This window comes from Sphingosinicella sp. SM1-17 (genome assembly GCF_056821765.1).
The window spans coordinates 1002945-1018945 of sequence record NZ_JBPDIO010000001.1 but is presented as its reverse complement, the minus strand read 5'-3'; the positions used below and the strand labels follow the sequence as shown (position 1 = coordinate 1018945).

Genomic DNA, 16001 nt, shown 5'->3' with positions numbered 1-16001 from the left:
CGAGGCCGACCGGACGCACTGCGTGGCTGATCTTCATTTCGACGTCGTGATCCTGGGCTCCGGCGCGGCCGGGCTCAGCGCGGCTTTGAACCTCTCCCCGGAACTGAAAGTGGCGGTGCTCGCCAAGGGCGAGATCAGCGCCGGATCGACCGCTTATGCACAAGGCGGGATCGCCGCGGTGCTCGAGGCCGGCGATACGTTCGAAAGCCATATCGAAGACACGATCCTCGCCGGGGCCGGACTCAATCACCGTCGTGCCGTGGAGTTCGTCGTCGAGAATGCTCCGGCAGCGATCGAGCGGCTGGCGGAACTTGGCGTACCCTTCACCCGTGGCGAGGCCGACCGCTGGCACCTGACGCGTGAAGGCGGCCACAGCCACCGCCGGGTCGTCCATGTGGCCGACGCCACCGGCCGGGCCGTCCAGCAGGCGCTGGAACAGGCAGCGGCCACCCGGCCCAATATCACTCTTGTTCCGAACATGGCAGCCATCGACCTCGCCACCGGACGCCACGCCGAGCGCCTTTCGGACGAGAAAAGGGTGTGGGGCGTCTATGCGCTCGATCGAACCAGCGGCCGGGTGTCGCTGTTCACTGGCCGAGCGACGATTCTTGCGACCGGCGGAGCAAGCCGGGCCTGGCTCTATTCGACCAATCCGCGCGGGAGCACCGGCGACGGGATCGCCATGGCGTGGCGTGCCGGCTGTCGGGTCGCGAACATGGAGTTCGCCCAGTTCCACCCGACCTGCCTCTACAATCCGCAGGTCAAGAATTTCCTGATCACCGAAGCGATGCGCGGCGAAGGCGCGAAGCTGAAGCTTCCCACCAATGGCCGCCGGTTCATGAAGCGCTTCGACCCGCGCGAGGAACTGGCGCCGCGCGACATCGTCGCCCGGGCCATCGACCATGAACTGAAGCGACTCGGCCTCGACTTCGTCTGGCTGGACATCAGCCACAAGGACGCGGATTTCATCCGCTCCCACTTCCCGACGATCGCGGCGCGGCTGGCGGAGCCCGATATCGGAATCGACATCACCCGGAACCCGATCCCGGTCGTTCCCGCCGCTCACTATACGTGCGGCGGAGTGATGGTCGACCTGGCCGGTCGCACCGATCTGGAGGGGCTTTATGCCGCCGGCGAGGTGACGATGTCGGGTCTTCACGGAGCCAATCGCCTCGCCTCCAACTCGGTTCTGGAATGCCTCGTCTTCGGGCTCGCCGCCGCACGGCACATCAACGGTCATTTGCGGGATCTGGCGCCGCCGCCACCGATCCGTTCCTGGGACGAAAGCCGGGTGACCCACTCCGACGAGGAAGTGGTGGTCCATCACAATTGGCAGGAGATCCGCCGCTTCATGTGGGACTATGTCGGGATCGTCCGAACCACGAAGCGGCTTCAGCGCGCGCTCAACCGGATCGGCCTTCTCCGGCAGGAGACCCAGGACTATTACGCCAATTTCCGGGTCACCCCGGACCTCATCGAGCTTCGCAACCTCGTCGTCGTCGCCGATCTGATCGTCCGGTCCGCGCTCGCCCGCAAGGAAAGCCGGGGCCTTCACTACACGCTCGACTTTCCCGACACTCTCCCCGACGCCGCCGACACGATCCTTTCACCGGACTGATCGGCCGGCTGGCAAGCCGGGCAGACTTCGCTTAAGGATCGGCATCGGCTTTCGATCGTCGAAGGGGGGAGACGAATCATGGCGGTGCGACCTGCACTTGGTCTGGCGAGCTTCACTTTGTTGAGCGCCTGCGCGCTCGCCGGCCCGATCCTCGATCCCTCGCTGAAGAACGCGCCCTATGCGGCCTGCTCGACCTTCGGGCCGGAGGCGGCGACGCCGGCCGATGCCGAACCGTCCCAATGCTTCACCCTTCTCCAGCGCGGTCCGAACGGCGGACTCGTTGCCCGCGCTTCGAACGCGCTTCGAGCAGGCGACGAGGTTCTGGCGGTGAAGTCGTCAGCACCGGCCTGTCAGGGCACCTTCACCGACCTTACCGTCAGCGGCGACACGACCGGTCCCGGCGAGATGCGGCTGGAAGTGGCGGACGCGGTCGGACGAGGGATTGTCGGCCGAACCGCGCGTTGGGAGGAAAGTCGCGTCGGCCGGCGCTGGACCCTCGGGGACATCGACCAGACGCTCCATATTCCCGGAACCGTGCGACTGCAGCTGAATCAAGGCGAGGTGAGGTTGTCGAGCCTTTGCTGGAAAAGCTACGGAGACCTGGATCTGCCCTTCTAGCGGACCGAGGGGCCGAGGAACGCCCGCAGCGTCGCCTGGAACCGGGCCGGCTGATCGAACATGATCATGTGGCCGCTATCATCGATCCGAACCAGTCGGGCGCTGCGCGCCGGCGCATAGGCTGCGGAAAAGCTGCGTTCGATCGTCGGCCGCGCCCGAGGATCGGGCGAGGCATAGACGACGGTCAACGGCGCGCGGATTCGGCTGAGCTGCGGCCCCAGATCCATGGTCGACAGCTCGTGCATGGCGCGTGCGACGACATTGGGATCGCTCCGGCGATTGCTTGATTCCGGCGGAGTGAAGGCGCTCATCAGGTTGGCGACGAGCTGGCGACCACCCGGGCTCGACATCATGTTGCGAAGACTGTTCGCCAGCGGTCCCATCCCGGCCGCCGAACCGCCGAACAAGCCCGCCGGCTGCGGCAGCATGTCGACCACCATGATCTTTCCCGCCAGGTTCGGATTGCGCGCGCCGATCATCATCGCGACGGTGCCGCCCATCGAATGGCCGACCAGAGCGGGCCGGTGCAGGCCGCGATCAAGAATGTAGCGAGCGATCTCGTCTGCCAGCGGAGACACGACCGCCCCCTCGCTGTTGCCGCGCACCGGTTCGCCGGCAAAGCCCGAAACCTGGATAAGATGATAGCGGTAGCCCGGTACGGCACTGACCGTGGAGTTCCAGACCTCCCGCCCCGAAGTCAGGCCGGGAATCAGGATCACGTCCGGGCCGGTCCCGCGCACCTGAACCGAGAATCGGGTCGGCTCGAAGCGAGGCGCAGCCTCGACCCCCGCCGGCGTACAGCCGATCAGGCCGGCGGCGATGCTCGCAAGGATGAAAAGACGGCGGTTCATCCCGATAGCGTAGCCACGCTTGCTTGAACGCAGCCTTACCCTGCCACCGCCGCAAACGGTTTCCAGCCGGACGGCCTTCGGTTAGACCTTCGCCCCATGTCTTCCCCCCATCTCTATCTCGTCGACGGATCGAGCTACATCTTCCGCGCTTTCCACCGGCTGCCGCCTCTGACGAACAAGCATGGCCTCAACGTCGGAGCCGTTTACGGCTATACGACGATGCTCTGGAAGCTCGCCGAGGATCTGGGGAAGACGGAGGGTCCGACCCATCTTGCGGTCATCCTCGATGCGTCGGAAAGCACCCACCGCAACGAAATGTATGACGGCTACAAGGCCAACCGACCGCCGCCGCCGCCCGAATTGGTCCCTCAATTCCCGCTGATCCGCGAAGCCACGCGAGCCTTCTCCATCCCCTGCATCGAGCAGAACGGCCTCGAGGCCGACGACATCATCGCCTGCTACGCCAAGGCAGCGAGCGAAGCCGGCTGGAAGGTCACCATCGTCTCGTCCGACAAGGACCTGATGCAGCTGATTGAGGACGGCAAGGTCGACATGCTCGACACGATGAACGACCGCCGGATCGGCCGCGAGCAGGTGATCGAGAAGTTCGGCGTACCGCCTGAACTGGTCGGCGAAGTGCTGGCGCTGATGGGCGACAGCGTCGACAATGTGCCGGGCGTGCCCGGGGTCGGGCCCAAGACCGCCTCTCAGCTCATCCAGCAATATGGAAGCGTCGAAGGCGTGCTCGCCCATCTCGACGAAATCTCCAAGCCCAAGTTGAAGCAGAACCTGACGGAGCATGCCGAAAATGCGCGGCTTTCGCGCGAACTCGTCCGTCTGGTGTGCGACGCACCGCTGCCGGAGCCGCTCGAATCGCTCGAAATGAAGGGCATACCGAAGGCGCCGCTTCGGGAGTTTCTCGAACATCACGGATTCCGCTCGCTTCTGGCGCGGCTCGGGGCGCAGATGCAGGAGGCACCTGCGTCTTCGAGGGTTCCCGCCCAGGCAGAGATCCGCCCGGAGCCCAAGATCGATCGCTCCGCCTACGAAACCGTGACCGACGAAGCCGCCCTGGACCGCTGGATCGCCGAAGCGACGGCGAACGGCCTCGTCGCCTTCGACACCGAAACGGACGGACGCGACTGCGTCACCGCGAAGCTGGTCGGGATCAGCCTTGCCACAGGCTGCGGCAGGGCCTGCTACATTCCGCTCGAACATGGCGGCCATGATCTGATTTCGGAGCGGCCGAAGCAGCTCGCCACCGACCTCGTCCTCGCCAGGCTGAAGCCGCTGCTCGAGAATCCGGCCGTGCTGAAGATCGGCCATAATCTGAAGTTCGATTGGGTCGTGCTCGATCGACGGGGGATCCGAATCGCCCCCTATGACGACACGCTGGTGATGAGCTTCAACCTCGACGCGGGAGGGCTCAACAGCCACGCGCTCGACGATCTGGCCCGAAAGCATCTCGATCATCAGTGCCTGACCTACAAGGAGCTGTGCGGCACTGGCCAGAAGCAGATCAGCTTCGACAAGGTACCGGTCGATCGGGCCACCGAATATGCGGCCGAAGACGCCGATGTCGCGCTCCGACTCTGGAAACGGTTCCGGACGAGATTGCCGTTCGAACGGGTGACCCGGGTCTACGAACTCGTCGACCGGCCGATGGTCGAGGTGATCGGCCGGATGGAGCGCGACGGCGTGAAGGTGGATCGAGAAGTGCTCAAGGCGCTTTCGGCCGAGTTCAACGCCCAGATCGCTCAGCTCGAAGACCGGATCTGCGAAGAAGCGGGCTGCAAGTTCACGATCGGCTCGCCCCAGCAGCTCGGCGACATCCTTTTCAACAAGATGGGGCTTTCCGGCGGCCGCAAGGGCAAGTCGGGCACCTGGTCGACCGACGTCACCGAGCTGGAGCGGCTTTCGCGGGAAGGCGTCCCGATCGCTCAGCTCGTACTCGACTGGCGCCAGCTCACCAAACTGAAGAGCACCTATACCGACGCCCTGCAGGAGCAGATCAACAGGCAGACGGGTCGGGTCCACACCAGCTACAGCCTTTCGGGAGCGCAGACCGGTCGGCTTGCCTCGACCGATCCGAACCTGATGAACATACCGATCCGAACCCAGCTCGGGCGGAGGATCCGCGACGCTTTCATCGCCGAGCCCGGCTATGTCGTCCTGTCGGCCGACTATAGCCAGATCGAGCTCCGGCTCGCCGCGCATATCTGTGACGTGCCACAGCTGCGGGCCGCCTTCGAAGCCGGCGCGGACATCCACAACATGACGGCCGTGGAGCTGTTCGGGGAGGCGAACCGCGACACGCGCGCCTCGGCCAAGACGATCAACTTCGCGATCCTCTACGGCATATCGCGCTGGGGGCTCGCCGGCCGCCTGGGCGTGACGGCGGACGAGGCGCAGGCGATCATCGATCGCTATTTCGACCGCTTTCCCGGGATCCGGCGCTACATCGGCGATACGCTCGCCGATGCTCGGGAAACCGAATTCACGACCACCCTGTTCGGGCGCAAGACTCACTTCCCCCGGATCAAGTCCAAGGTTCAGCACGAGCGGCAGGGGGCGGAGCGGGCAGCGATCAATGCTCCGATCCAGGGCACGGCCGCCGATATCATCAAGCGCGCCATGGCGCGAATCTATCCGGCGCTCGAGGCGGAAGGACTCGTTCGCGTCCGAATGCTCATGCAGGTTCATGACGAGCTGGTGTTCGAGGTGCCGGAGGAGGAAGTCGAACCGGCCACGGCCGTCATCCGAAACGTCATGGAAAAGGCGGCCGAGCCGGCGGTGAAGCTCAGCGTGCCTCTGGGAGTGGAAATCGGCACCGGTCCGAACTGGGGCGCCGCCCATTGAGCCAGGCCGCGGCAGGAGCCGGCGATGACATCGCTGCGCTGGCGAGGGGTGGAAGGACCAATTTCTTCGGGTTTGTGCTCCGGCTTGCGGCGCGCGTGCCCTTCCTGTTCATCGCCGGCCATTATTATGGCGCGGAGCTACTCGGCCGGTTCGCCTATGCGGTGATCGTCATCGAGTTCGCGGCCCAGCTTGCGACGCTGGGGCTAAAACGAGGTCTCGCGCAGCGCCTTTCGAGCACCGACAAGCCGCATGTCTGCGTCGTCTGGGACGGAATGCTCGCGGCCTTCATCGCCTCGGCCGCCGCAAGCGCCGTGCTCATGATCTTCCCCCAGGCGATGTTCCCGACCGGCGAGATCTACGGTGCCGACTGGCTCCTTCCACTCGTCATATTCGGGATTGCCGGGGCGGACGTCGCGCTGGCCGCGCTCGCCTATCGTCATGACGTCGCCTCCACGGTTCACGTCCGAGCGATCGTCGAGCCCTGGACGATCAGCATCGCCGCGGGGGCGATGATCTTCCTGTCTTCCCGGGACGGCCTGATCATCGCCTATGTCATCTCCATCGCCGCCGGCCTCGCGACCGCGCTGTGGCGCTTGTACCGGAGCTATGGCCTGCCGACGGGCTGGAAGCCGAACCCGGCCGAAATCCTGGGCGTGGCCCGGCAGAATGTACCGCTTGCCGGAGCGGATGCCATCGAATGGGTTTCGCGACGGCTCGACATCGCCATCCTCGGCCTGTTCGTCGAGCCCCGCTTCGTCGGCATCTATTATGTCGCTCAGCAGGTCGCCTCGCTGCCGCAGAAGCTCAAGACCAGCTTCGACCCGATCCTTGCCCCCGTCATCACCCAGAAGCTCGCCGAAGGTGACCGAAAGGCGGTCGCCCGCCAGGTTCGACAAGTCGGCTTCTGGATCATCGCCGCCCAGACCGGTGTCGCACTGGCGCTGGGAATTCCCGGCGAGGCCCTGATGGGCCTGTTCGGTCCGAGCGGGACCTTCGTCGGCGGCACGGCGGCGCTCGCCTTCCTCCTTGCCGCCGAGGTGATCGCTGCGACTGCGGCCGTTTCAGAGGCCGCCCTCGTCTATGTCGCGCGTCACCGCAATCTGCTGATCTCTTTCCTGATGATCGGCGTTCAAGCGGGCCTCACGGTCGCGATCATCCTGGCGATGCGCGCTTTGGACTGGCCCCAGGCCTATCAGGCCGCAGGCGCGGCCCTTGCCCTGGCGCTGGCGCTCGGCCTGGCCTCGATCCTGAAGGCGAGATTGCTCTGCCAGATCCTGGAAGCGCCGGTCCAGGGCTGGCGCTGGTCGCTCGTCTGGGCGGCGAGCGCCGCCGTGCTGGTGGGTTTCGGCTTCACCCTGCTCCCCCCCTGGTGGGAATGGGCCCAGCTCGCACTCGGGGTTCCGTTGATCCTTCTGACCTTCGGCTTCGTCGTCTGGAAACGCGGCTTCACGAGCGAGGACCGGGCGCTGTTCCGGCGAAACAAGGACGAGGGCCCCACGCTTCCGCCGCCCGGGACGGCAGCTCCCTAGCTTCAGTGCCGGAAGTGCCGCATTCCGGTGAACAGCATCGCCAGTCCCGCTTCGTCGGCCGCCGCGATCACTTCCTCGTCGCGGATCGATCCGCCCGGCTGAATCACCGCCGTCGCTCCCGCTTCCGCGGCGGCAAGCAGGCCGTCGGCAAAGGGGAAGAAGGCGTCCGAAGCCACGGCTGAGCCGATGGTTCTCGGCTCCGCCCAGCCGGCCTTCTCTGCCGCGTCCTTCGCTTTCCAGGCGGCGATCCGGGCCGATTCGAGTCGGTTCATCTGTCCCGCACCAATGCCGGCGGTCGAGCCGCCCTTGGCGTAGACGATGGCATTCGACTTCACATGCTTGGCGACGGTCCAGGCGAACAGGCAATCAGACATTTCCTGCTCCGTCGGTGCCCGCCTCGTGACCAGTTGAAGCTGATCGCGGGCGAGTCGGCCATTGTCGCGGGACTGAACCAGAAATCCGCCGGCGATGGACTTCAGCGTCAGCCCGGGCCGGGCAGGATCGGCCAGGTCGCCCGTCAGCAGGAGCCGCAGGTTCTTCTTTCGCGCGAAGATCTCGCGAGCGGCCTCGTCAGCATCGGGTGCGATCACCACCTCGGTGAAGATCCGGGTCATCGCCTCGGCCGAAGCGGCATCGAGCGGCCGGTTGACCGCAATGATTCCGCCAAAGGCCGACACCGAGTCGCAGGCGAAGGCCGCTTCATAGGCTTCGACGAGGCTGGTCCCGACGGCGACGCCGCAAGGATTGGCGTGCTTGACGATCACGCAGGCCGGACCGGAATCGCGAAATTCGGTGACCAGCTCGAGCGCCGCATCGGCATCATTGTAGTTGTTATAGGAGAGCGCCTTGCCCTGGACCTGTCGGGCCTGGGAGATTCCCGGGCTGTGAGGCCCGGTCGGAAGATAGAGCGCCGCCTGCTGGTGCGGGTTCTCGCCGTAGCGAAGCGCTTCGCCCCTCCTCATCACCACCGGCAGGGTATCCGGAAAGGTTTGCTCCTGGTCGGCGAACGCGAACCAGGAGGCGATCATCGAATCATATCGGGCCGTGGCTGCAAAGGCTTTCGCCGCCAGGCGTTTGCGCAGGGCCAGCGACGTCATTCCGCCGCTCTCGTCCAGTGCGGCGATCAGCTCGCCATAGTCGGCTGGATCGGTGACAATGGCGACATAGGCATGATTCTTCGCCGCCGACCGAACCATGGAGGGGCCGCCAATGTCGATATTCTCGATGATCTCGTCGCGCCCGGCGCCGCGGGCCACCGTTTGCGCAAAAGGGTAGAGGTTGACGACGACCAGGTCGATGACGCCAATCCCATGCGCTTCCATCGCGGCAGCATGTTGGGGGTCGTCGCGAACCGCGAGCAGGCCGCCATGGACCTTCGGGTGCAAGGTCTTGACCCGCCCGTCCATCATTTCGGGAAAACCGGTCAGCTCGGATATGTCGCGTACGGCGAGGCCCGCCTCCCGCAACGCCGCGGCAGTGCCGCCGGTGGAGACGAGCTCGGCTCCGTGCCGTGCCAGCGCCTCGCCAAGCTCAACAAGCCCGGTCTTGTCGGACACGGACAGGAGGGCGCGCGTGATCTTCACGTCCGACATTTTCTTCCTCTGCGCTCGGGACTCAACGGGCCCGTTTTAATTCCCAGGAGATGGTCATGCCCTCGGCGGGGGTTTCGCCGAGTATGGCCAGCTGAAGCGTCGGGTGCGGACGGGCCGCGCCGTCCACCCACAGGCTTTCCTCGACGCAGAGCCGTCCGCCGCGGCAGCGGAACTGCCATACCGCGCCGCCACGCACGCGCAACAGCGCGCCCTGGCCGTCGGCGGTCGTCGTCACCTCGATCGCCGGTGCGAGATGGAAGCGAACGGCAAAGACGATGCCCTCCGCGCGACGCCGCTTCTTGCCCGCCAGGTGGAGCCGGTCTTCGCCGGACAGCTGGCGTCCATCGGATGACAAGGTCAGGCGGCGTTCGTGAAGCAGCCCGAACCGTCGGACATAGCCGTCATGGGTGGCCTCGACGCGAAGGATGCCGGCGGTGTCGTCGCGCGACATCTCGACCTCCGCCACCCCCTTGCCGAGCGAACCGTCCTCGTGAATCGCTGTCGAATTGCAGTCCCCAAGGGTCAGCGTGGAATGTGCGGCGGTGGTTCGAAGCGCCTGGACGAGTTCCGGCGGAAGCGCTCCTTTCGAGTCGCCGGCACCGCCGCAATTGACGATCAGCCGGTTGGGCCCGTCGCTGAACTCGAAGGCGAGAGTTGAGGCGCAGCCGCCCGACAAGGCGCGCGGCGGCGGTGGTGGCGCGGCGTCGAAGACGAGCACGCTGCCTTTCGCCTGGAGATGCTGGTAGCCCCAGCCGCGGGACTGCCGAAGCGGCCGAGCCGACATGCCCGATCCTTCGATCGCGGCGAGCAGCCGGCGCCGGGATCCCATATTCCCTCCCTGCCAAGCCGACAGGCTCTCGTCGCCAAGGGTCGCCGCCAGAAGCGCACCGAGCGCGGACGCCAGGATTTCGGCAAGCCATTCCGGCACGTCTCGCCGCCCGGCGATATAGACCGCGCGCAGCTGACCGAGCGTTTCGACAAGGGCGAGCTGCTCGAGCGGCGATCGGCTGAACAATCCTCCATCATCGTGCAGCGCGAGCGCGAGCGCCCGGGTAAGGCCCGACTCGCCCGTCCTGAGGCGCGCCGGCCCACCCTGCACCACCAGGGCCGCGGCAATCACTCCGCTCCACGCCTGGAGGCGCGGCAGCCCTGGGAGGACCTTGTCGGCACTGCGCTCGAGATGGCGTGCGCCCCGAGCCAAAGTGTGGAGGACCGAGGAGCGATAAACCAGGTCGGAACTCGACAGGATGTACGGCGCATAAGCGGTCCAGAAGAGGATCCGGCGACCCCAGAGATCGCCGCGCCAGGCGGTCGACCCGACCTGGTCGCCGAAAATCGCGATCCACTGGCGAGTAATCTCTTCGGCAGCCTTTGCGCCCCGTTCGCGAGTCGTCGCGGCTGCGAGGTCCCGGAGCCAGGCGAAACTTTGCAGATAATCCCAGAAGTCGGCAGGCAGGCCGACCGTCGAATAGTCGAACCCCTTCACCGGTACATTCGTGCCGTTGTGGCTGAATTGGCCGCCCAGCAGGGATTCGCCGGCCGCCCTGTCGCCGGCGATCGGATCCTTCGGCACCGCCAACAGCCGCAGCGGTACCTTGCCGCGAAGCCTCAGCTTGTGGAGCGGAGTCCGCCAGGCGAGGCGGTGAAGGCGATGGTTGAGCCGCTCGAAAAGGGAAAGCCCGCGGTCGTCGCCAACTCGGATCAGCCTCTTGCCCGGCTCGATTTCAAGGGTTCCGTCCTCGGCATCGACCCGCTTGAGAAGGCTCATCCCCGAAGCCTCCTGATATTTTCGGCATAGACGGCCGGGCCGCCTCGGAAGGTCGCGGTGCCGGCGACGAGAACGTCGGCGCCCGCATCGATCACTCGGCGGCAGTTCGACTGGTCGATCCCGCCGTCCACCTCGAGATCGATCGGCTTGCCCAGTTGATCGATCCGCTTGCGGATCGCTTCCACCTTCCTCAACTGACTGTCGATAAAGCTCTGGCCGCCAAATCCCGGATTGACGCTCATCACGAGAACGAGGTCGATTTCCTCGAGAACATAGTCGAGCGCCTTGGCCGGCGTCGCCGGATTGAGCGAGACCCCGGCCTTCTTTCCAAGAGCCCTGATCGCCTGGATCGTGCGATGCAGGTGCGGTCCCGCCTCCGGATGAACGGTGATGATGTCCGCCCCGGCATCGGCGAAGGCCTGCAGGTAGGAATCGACCGGCGAGATCATCAGATGAACGTCGAACGGCTTCGCGGTGTGCGGCCTCAGCGCCTTCACCACCGCCGGTCCAATCGTGATGTTCGGAACGAAATGGCCGTCCATCACATCGACATGGATCCAGTCCGCGCCAGCTTCGTCGACGGCACGAACCTCCTCGCCGAGACGAGCGAAATCGGCGGACAGGATGGATGGGGAAATTCGGATCGTCTGCTGCACGGCGGAATCCTAACACCCGCGCGACTCGGGGGGCAAGGAAACCCGCGACTTATCCCCAACTAGCTGCGCACGAAACCTGCGATGAAGAAGCTGTCGGCGCCGCCTTCCTGCTCGAACGTCCCCGGGAGGATGCGCCGCTCTTCCTCCTTCTTATAGTCCGGCCGCCGGGCGAGGAAGTCGGCAGCGACGGCTTCGCCCTCTTCGGGCTCCAAGGAGCAGACGGAATAGATCATCCGCCCGCCCGGCTTCAGCCAGTCCGCTGCCCGGGCGAGCATCGACTTCTGGACCTCGGCCAGGGCAAGGACGGCGCCCTTTCGCACTCTGTGAAGGACGTCGGGATGACGGCGGTAGATCCCGGTCGCAGAGCAGGGCGCGTCGAGCAGGATCGCATCGACGGGAGCCGCCGGCTTCCATTTCAGGACATCGGCCACGACGACCTGCGCATCGAGTCCGGTCCTGCCCAGATTCTCGGAAAGTCGCGCAAGGCGACTTTCCGACACGTCGACGGCGGTCACCCGCCAGCCGGCGGCGGCCAGCTGCATCGTCTTGCCGCCCGGCGCAGCACAAAGGTCGAGAGCGTTTCTGCCCTCTCCACTGCCGAGCAGGCGCGCCGGCATCGAGGCGGCAATGTCCTGGACCCACCAACGTCCTGCCCTGAAAGACCCGGCTTGCTCTCCAGTGCCTGTGAGACCCGCGACTGCCCCGGCACGAGGGATCCGCAAATGTCCCGGCATCAGGCTGATGCCTTCCAGGTCAGGCGGGATGCCATCGACGGGAAAGGCCAGGTCCAGCGGCGGAGGGGAAGCGATCAGTCGAGCCGCGGCCGCCACGACTTCCTGCCCCCAGGCGGAATGCCAACGTTCGGCAACCGGCTCCGGCAGCGTCGGAACCTCCGGCAGGGTCCAGCCCTTCCGGAGCACGGTGCTGAAGACGCCATGGACCAGCCGGCGCGGGCCGCCGTCGACCAGCGGCAGAACCGTCGAAATCGAGGCATGAGCCGGCGTGCCGAGCACCAGCGCCTGCACCAGAGCCACCCGAAGCGCAGAACGCGCCTTCGCATCGTCCGGCAGTCTTTTCGCTGTCGCGCGGTCGATCAGCGCATCCAGATCCGCGAGCCGCCGAAGCGTTTCCGCGGCAATCGCATGGGCCAGGGCACGGTCGTCGGTTCGATCGAGTTCGCGCGCGGCGCCGTCGAGCGCCGCTTCCAGCGGCAACCCCTTGCGGAGCACCGCGTCGAGCAGGCGCAAGGCGGCACGGCGAGTAGCCGTGCCTGGCGGATCGGCCCGGCTCAGCCGCGCCTGCCGAGCGGGTCAAGCGCGCTGGAAGCGCGGCGCGTCCGCGGAACCGCGGCGATCGGCGGAGGGGTTCGGCCGCCTCCCGCGACCGGCGGAGGCGAGTGCAGTCCCAGTTCCTGGGCCATCGCCTCGAGCGCGGCGATCCGGTTCTCGGTGGCGGGATGAGTCGAAAAGAGGCTGTCTCCTCGGCTCAGGCCGGGAACGATGTAAAGCGAAGCCGTCGCCGGATTGCGCTCGGCCACCGGGCTGGGGATCCGAGCCGCCCCGGAATGAAGCTTCGCCAAGGCGGAGGCCAGCGCTCGCGGGTTCCGGCAGATCAGGGCGCCGCCCCGGTCCGCGCCATATTCGCGAGTTCGGCTGATTGCGAGCTGGACGATCATCGCCGCGAACGGAGCGACCAGGACCGCGAGCAGCATCGCGACGATATTGCCGCCGCGATTGTCGTTGCCGCCGCCAAACAGCAGACCGAAATTGGCGAGCATCGAGATCGCGCCGGCAATGGTCGCGGTCATCGTCATGATCAGCGTGTCGCGATTCTTCACATGCGCAAGTTCGTGCGCCATCACCGCTTCGACTTCCTCGCGAGTGAGCAGTCCAAGCAGCCCGGTCGTCGCGGCCACGGCGGCATTTTTGGGATTGCGGCCGGTGGCGAAGGCGTTGGGATGCGGGGATTCGATCAGGTAGACGCGGGGAGTCGGCAATTGTGCGCGATCGGCCAGGCTGCTGACGATCCCGTAGAGCTGGGGCGCGGTCCGGGCGTCCACCTCCTGCGCATTGTGCATCCGCAGAACAATCTTGTCGGCATTCCAATAGGTGAAAAGGTTCATTCCGGCGGCAAACAGGAAGGCGATCAGAGCGCCACCCGAGCCGCCGATCGTGTAGCCCAGTCCCATGAACAAGGCGGTCAGCGCCGCCAGCAGCATCATGGTCTTCAAGCCGTTCCAGGTGCTCATCTTGCTTTCCGGTCCTCCACGCCCGAAATGTGGGTTCGAACCTTCCCGAATTCAAACGGAATCGAAATGGCCGGACAGCGCCCATCGCACTTGAAGCCGCCCGCTCACCTGTCGAAGAGCCCGCCCGTTCCGCGGCCCGGCGAACCCGTGGAGGCCCAGGAGAGCGGCGGTCCCAAGGGCAAGGAGCCCACGCGCTACGGCGACTGGGAAAGCAAAGGTATCTGCTGGGACTTCTGAGCTCGGATCAGACGCCTTCAGGCCTCAGCGGGCGAGAGAGAAGCTGGGCCACGACGTCATCCACCGATGCCTCCTCGGCGAGGAGGGCGCAGACCGCGGCGACGATCGGCATGTCCACCCCGAGCCTCTCGGCGGCCCGATGGAGGACCGGCGCGGTGAAGGCCCCTTCCGCGACGGTGCGGCGATCGGCGAGCAGGTCCGCTGGCCTGGCCCCTTCCCCAATGCCCTTGCCGAGGCTGAAGTTGCGCGAACTCGTCGACGAGCAAGTGAGGACGAGATCGCCGAGGCCGGCCAGTCCGGCCAGCGTTTCCGGGCGAGCGCCCTTGGCCAATCCGAATCGGGTCATCTCCGCGAAGCCTCGCGAGATCAGAGCCGAGCGAGCATTGAGGCCGAGCTTTCTTCCCTCGACGACCCCGCAGGCGATGGCGAGCACGTTCTTGACCGCTCCTCCCACTTCGGCTCCGGCAACATCGTCCGAATGGTAGGGCCGAAAGAAGGGCCGGGCGATTCGGGCGATCACTTGCCGTCCCATTTCGCGATCCTCCGCCGCGAGGGTCACCGCCGTCGGAAGCCCGGCCGCTACCTCATGAGCGAAGGTCGGCCCGGAAAGGACGGCGATCGGCGCCCTCGGCAGGATCTCGGCTGCGACTTCGTGCATCAGCAGCCCGCTCCGATCCTCGATACCCTTGGCGCACAGGACCAGGGGCTTGTCGGTGCCCGGCATCCGGCCGAGCACCGATCGCAGATGCTGTGCGGGCGTTACGACAAGGAAGGCGTCGCACGCGCCAAGCTCCTCAAGGTCCGTCGTCGCCCGGATCGCCGGATTGAGGGAAATTCCGCGAAGGAAGAGCGGATTCTCCCGGCGTCGGTTGATCGATTCGGCCACTTCCGGCTCGAGCGCCCAGAGGAGAGTCTCCTCGCCTCCCGAAGCGGCGATCTGCGCCAGCGCGGTTCCCCAGGCGCCAGCGCCTATGACCCCGATCTTCACGCTTTGACTCCGGCGCCACGCGCCCTCTCGGCGTCGGGATCGAGCGGCCAGCGAGCGCGCGCCGGCGCATCGAGTCCGTCGACGAGGCCGCGCTCGAACCTCAGGGCACCGGCCCAGGCGATCATCGCCGCATTGTCGGTGCATAGCCAAAGCGGAGGGGCGACGAACGGCAGGTTCCTGCTGGCGGCAAGCTGGGTAAGGGCCTGACGGACCGCCTGGTTGGCGGCAACCCCTCCGGCGACAACCAGAGCGGTAGCACCGCGCGCTCTTTCCAGCGCCCGAGCCGTCCGGTCGACAAGGCAGTCCACCACCGCCTGCTGAAAGGAAGCGGCGATGTCGGATTCGTCATAGCGGCCGGATTCGCGTGCTCGCATCACCGCGCTCTTCAGACCGGCAAAGGAAAAATGGGGCTCGTCCGATCCGACCAGCGGCCTGGGAAGGGGAACGGCCCGGCAATCTCCCTTCGCCGCCGAACGCTCGACCGCAGGTCCGCCGGGATAGCCGAGCCCGAGCATCTTGGCGGTCTTGTCGAAGGCTTCGCCGGCAGCGTCGTCGATCGTCGTCGCGAGACGGCGATATCGGCCGACGTCCTCGACGAAGAGCAGCTGGCAATGACCGCCGGAGACGAGCAGCAGAAGATAGGGAAACTCCAGATCCGGATCGCTCAGCATCGGTGACAAGGCATGGGCTTCGAGGTGATTGAGGGCGATCAGCGGCTTGCCGGCCGCGAGCGCCAGCCCCTTGGCGGTGACGAGGCCGACCATGACTCCGCCGATCAGGCCTGGCCCGGCGGTCGCGGCGATTGCGTCAACGTCGCCGAGACGGACCGAAGCCTGAGCGAATACGTCCTGGATCAGTTGCGGCAGGATCTCCACATGCGCCCGGGCCGCGATCTCAGGAACGACCCCACCATAGGGACGGTGCGCCGCCTCTTGTCCGGCGAGTCGATGAGCAAGGATTCGCCGGTCGGAAGCCACCAGCGCGGCCGCCGTCTCGTCGCAGCTCGATTCGATGCCGAGGATCAGACTCATCGTGCC

13 protein-coding genes are annotated in these 16001 nt (G+C 66.2%); 5 read left to right on the top strand and 8 right to left on the bottom strand.

Translation table 11 applies throughout. The features are described from left to right. Positions 1-22: 22 nt before the first annotated feature. Both nadB and ACRYLT_RS05145 read left to right on the top strand, forming a co-directional pair. Positions 23-1618 carry an L-aspartate oxidase gene (gene nadB, locus ACRYLT_RS05150; RefSeq protein ID WP_482663033.1) on the top strand — a complete coding sequence of 532 codons (1596 nt, stop codon included), beginning with the start codon at positions 23-25 and terminating at the stop codon, positions 1616-1618. Between the two features lie 78 nt (positions 1619-1696). Beyond that, on the top strand, positions 1697-2236 hold the full coding sequence (locus tag ACRYLT_RS05145; RefSeq protein WP_482663032.1) for a hypothetical protein: 540 nt from the start codon (positions 1697-1699) through the stop codon (positions 2234-2236). Here the strand turns inward: ACRYLT_RS05145 and ACRYLT_RS05140 are convergent. Next, entirely contained in the window at positions 2233-3087 is an 855-nt protein-coding gene (locus ACRYLT_RS05140) for an alpha/beta fold hydrolase (protein WP_482663031.1), read from the bottom strand. The two genes, ACRYLT_RS05145 and ACRYLT_RS05140, sit on opposite strands and share 4 nt — an antisense overlap. Before the next feature lie 96 nt (positions 3088-3183). On the opposite strand from ACRYLT_RS05140, the gene polA reads away from it, so the two are divergent. Together polA and ACRYLT_RS05130 are read left to right on the top strand one after the other, a co-directional pair. Further along, positions 3184-5946 carry a DNA polymerase I gene (gene polA / locus ACRYLT_RS05135; RefSeq protein ID WP_482663030.1) on the top strand — a complete coding sequence of 921 codons (2763 nt, stop codon included), beginning with the start codon at positions 3184-3186 and terminating at the stop codon, positions 5944-5946. Then, entirely contained in the window at positions 5943-7475 is a 1533-nt protein-coding gene (locus ACRYLT_RS05130) for a lipopolysaccharide biosynthesis protein (RefSeq protein WP_482663029.1), read from the top strand. Before polA ends, ACRYLT_RS05130 begins: the two co-directional genes overlap by 4 nt. Positions 7476-7477: 2 nt before the next feature. Here ACRYLT_RS05130 and purH read toward each other — a convergent pair whose 3' ends face one another. The 5 genes from purH to htpX are packed head-to-tail and all read right to left on the bottom strand — an operon-like array spanning position 7478 to position 13739. Then, entirely contained in the window at positions 7478-9067 is a 1590-nt protein-coding gene (purH, locus tag ACRYLT_RS05125) for a bifunctional phosphoribosylaminoimidazolecarboxamide formyltransferase/IMP cyclohydrolase (protein WP_482663028.1), read from the bottom strand. A gap of 22 nt (positions 9068-9089) precedes the next feature. After that, complete coding sequence (locus ACRYLT_RS05120) at positions 9090-10835, bottom strand: heparinase II/III family protein (protein ID WP_482663027.1); 1746 nt, start codon at positions 10833-10835, stop codon at positions 9090-9092. Continuing rightward, positions 10832-11491, bottom strand: coding sequence for a ribulose-phosphate 3-epimerase (gene rpe, locus ACRYLT_RS05115; protein ID WP_482663026.1), 660 nt, complete (start codon positions 11489-11491; stop codon positions 10832-10834). The genes ACRYLT_RS05120 and rpe overlap by 4 nt, the downstream gene beginning before the upstream one ends. A gap of 59 nt (positions 11492-11550) precedes the next feature. Next, positions 11551-12738 (bottom strand): RsmB/NOP family class I SAM-dependent RNA methyltransferase, encoded by a 1188-nt coding sequence (locus ACRYLT_RS05110; protein ID WP_482663025.1) that lies wholly within the window; start codon positions 12736-12738, stop codon positions 11551-11553. A gap of 41 nt (positions 12739-12779) precedes the next feature. Further along, positions 12780-13739: a zinc metalloprotease HtpX gene (gene htpX / locus ACRYLT_RS05105; RefSeq protein WP_482663024.1), complete on the bottom strand. Its 960-nt coding sequence runs from the start codon at positions 13737-13739 to the stop codon at positions 12780-12782. Positions 13740-13805: 66 nt separating this feature from the next. Between htpX and ACRYLT_RS05100 the strand changes: the two genes are divergently transcribed. Beyond that, a complete protein-coding gene (locus tag ACRYLT_RS05100) occupies positions 13806-13976 on the top strand; it encodes a DUF1674 domain-containing protein (RefSeq protein WP_482663023.1) in 171 nt (56 codons plus the stop codon). A 7-nt stretch (positions 13977-13983) separates the two neighbouring features. Here ACRYLT_RS05100 and ACRYLT_RS05095 read toward each other — a convergent pair whose 3' ends face one another. Together ACRYLT_RS05095 and tsaD are read right to left on the bottom strand one after the other, a co-directional pair. Continuing rightward, positions 13984-14964 (bottom strand): NAD(P)H-dependent glycerol-3-phosphate dehydrogenase, encoded by a 981-nt coding sequence (locus ACRYLT_RS05095; protein WP_482663022.1) that lies wholly within the window; start codon positions 14962-14964, stop codon positions 13984-13986. Then, positions 14961-15995, bottom strand: coding sequence for a tRNA (adenosine(37)-N6)-threonylcarbamoyltransferase complex transferase subunit TsaD (gene tsaD, locus ACRYLT_RS05090; RefSeq protein ID WP_482663021.1), 1035 nt, complete (start codon positions 15993-15995; stop codon positions 14961-14963). Before tsaD ends, ACRYLT_RS05095 begins: the two co-directional genes overlap by 4 nt. Between the last annotated feature and the right edge of the window lie 6 nt (positions 15996-16001).

What these genes read in the sequence shown, in the direction of transcription:
- ACRYLT_RS05145 (WP_482663032.1), top strand. Translation starts at nt 1,697, where the DNA reads ATGGCGGTGCGACCTGCACTTGGTCTGGCGAGCTTCACTTTGTTGAGC.
- ACRYLT_RS05140 (WP_482663031.1), bottom strand. Translation starts at nt 3,087, where the DNA reads ATGAACCGCCGTCTTTTCATCCTTGCGAGCATCGCCGCCGGCCTGATC.
- polA (WP_482663030.1), top strand. Translation starts at nt 3,184, where the DNA reads ATGTCTTCCCCCCATCTCTATCTCGTCGACGGATCGAGCTACATCTTC.
- purH (WP_482663028.1), bottom strand. Translation starts at nt 9,067, where the DNA reads ATGTCGGACGTGAAGATCACGCGCGCCCTCCTGTCCGTGTCCGACAAG.
- ACRYLT_RS05120 (WP_482663027.1), bottom strand. Translation starts at nt 10,835, where the DNA reads ATGAGCCTTCTCAAGCGGGTCGATGCCGAGGACGGAACCCTTGAAATC.
- htpX (WP_482663024.1), bottom strand. Translation starts at nt 13,739, where the DNA reads ATGAGCACCTGGAACGGCTTGAAGACCATGATGCTGCTGGCGGCGCTG.
- ACRYLT_RS05100 (WP_482663023.1), top strand. Translation starts at nt 13,806, where the DNA reads ATGGCCGGACAGCGCCCATCGCACTTGAAGCCGCCCGCTCACCTGTCG.
- tsaD (WP_482663021.1), bottom strand. Translation starts at nt 15,995, where the DNA reads ATGAGTCTGATCCTCGGCATCGAATCGAGCTGCGACGAGACGGCGGCC.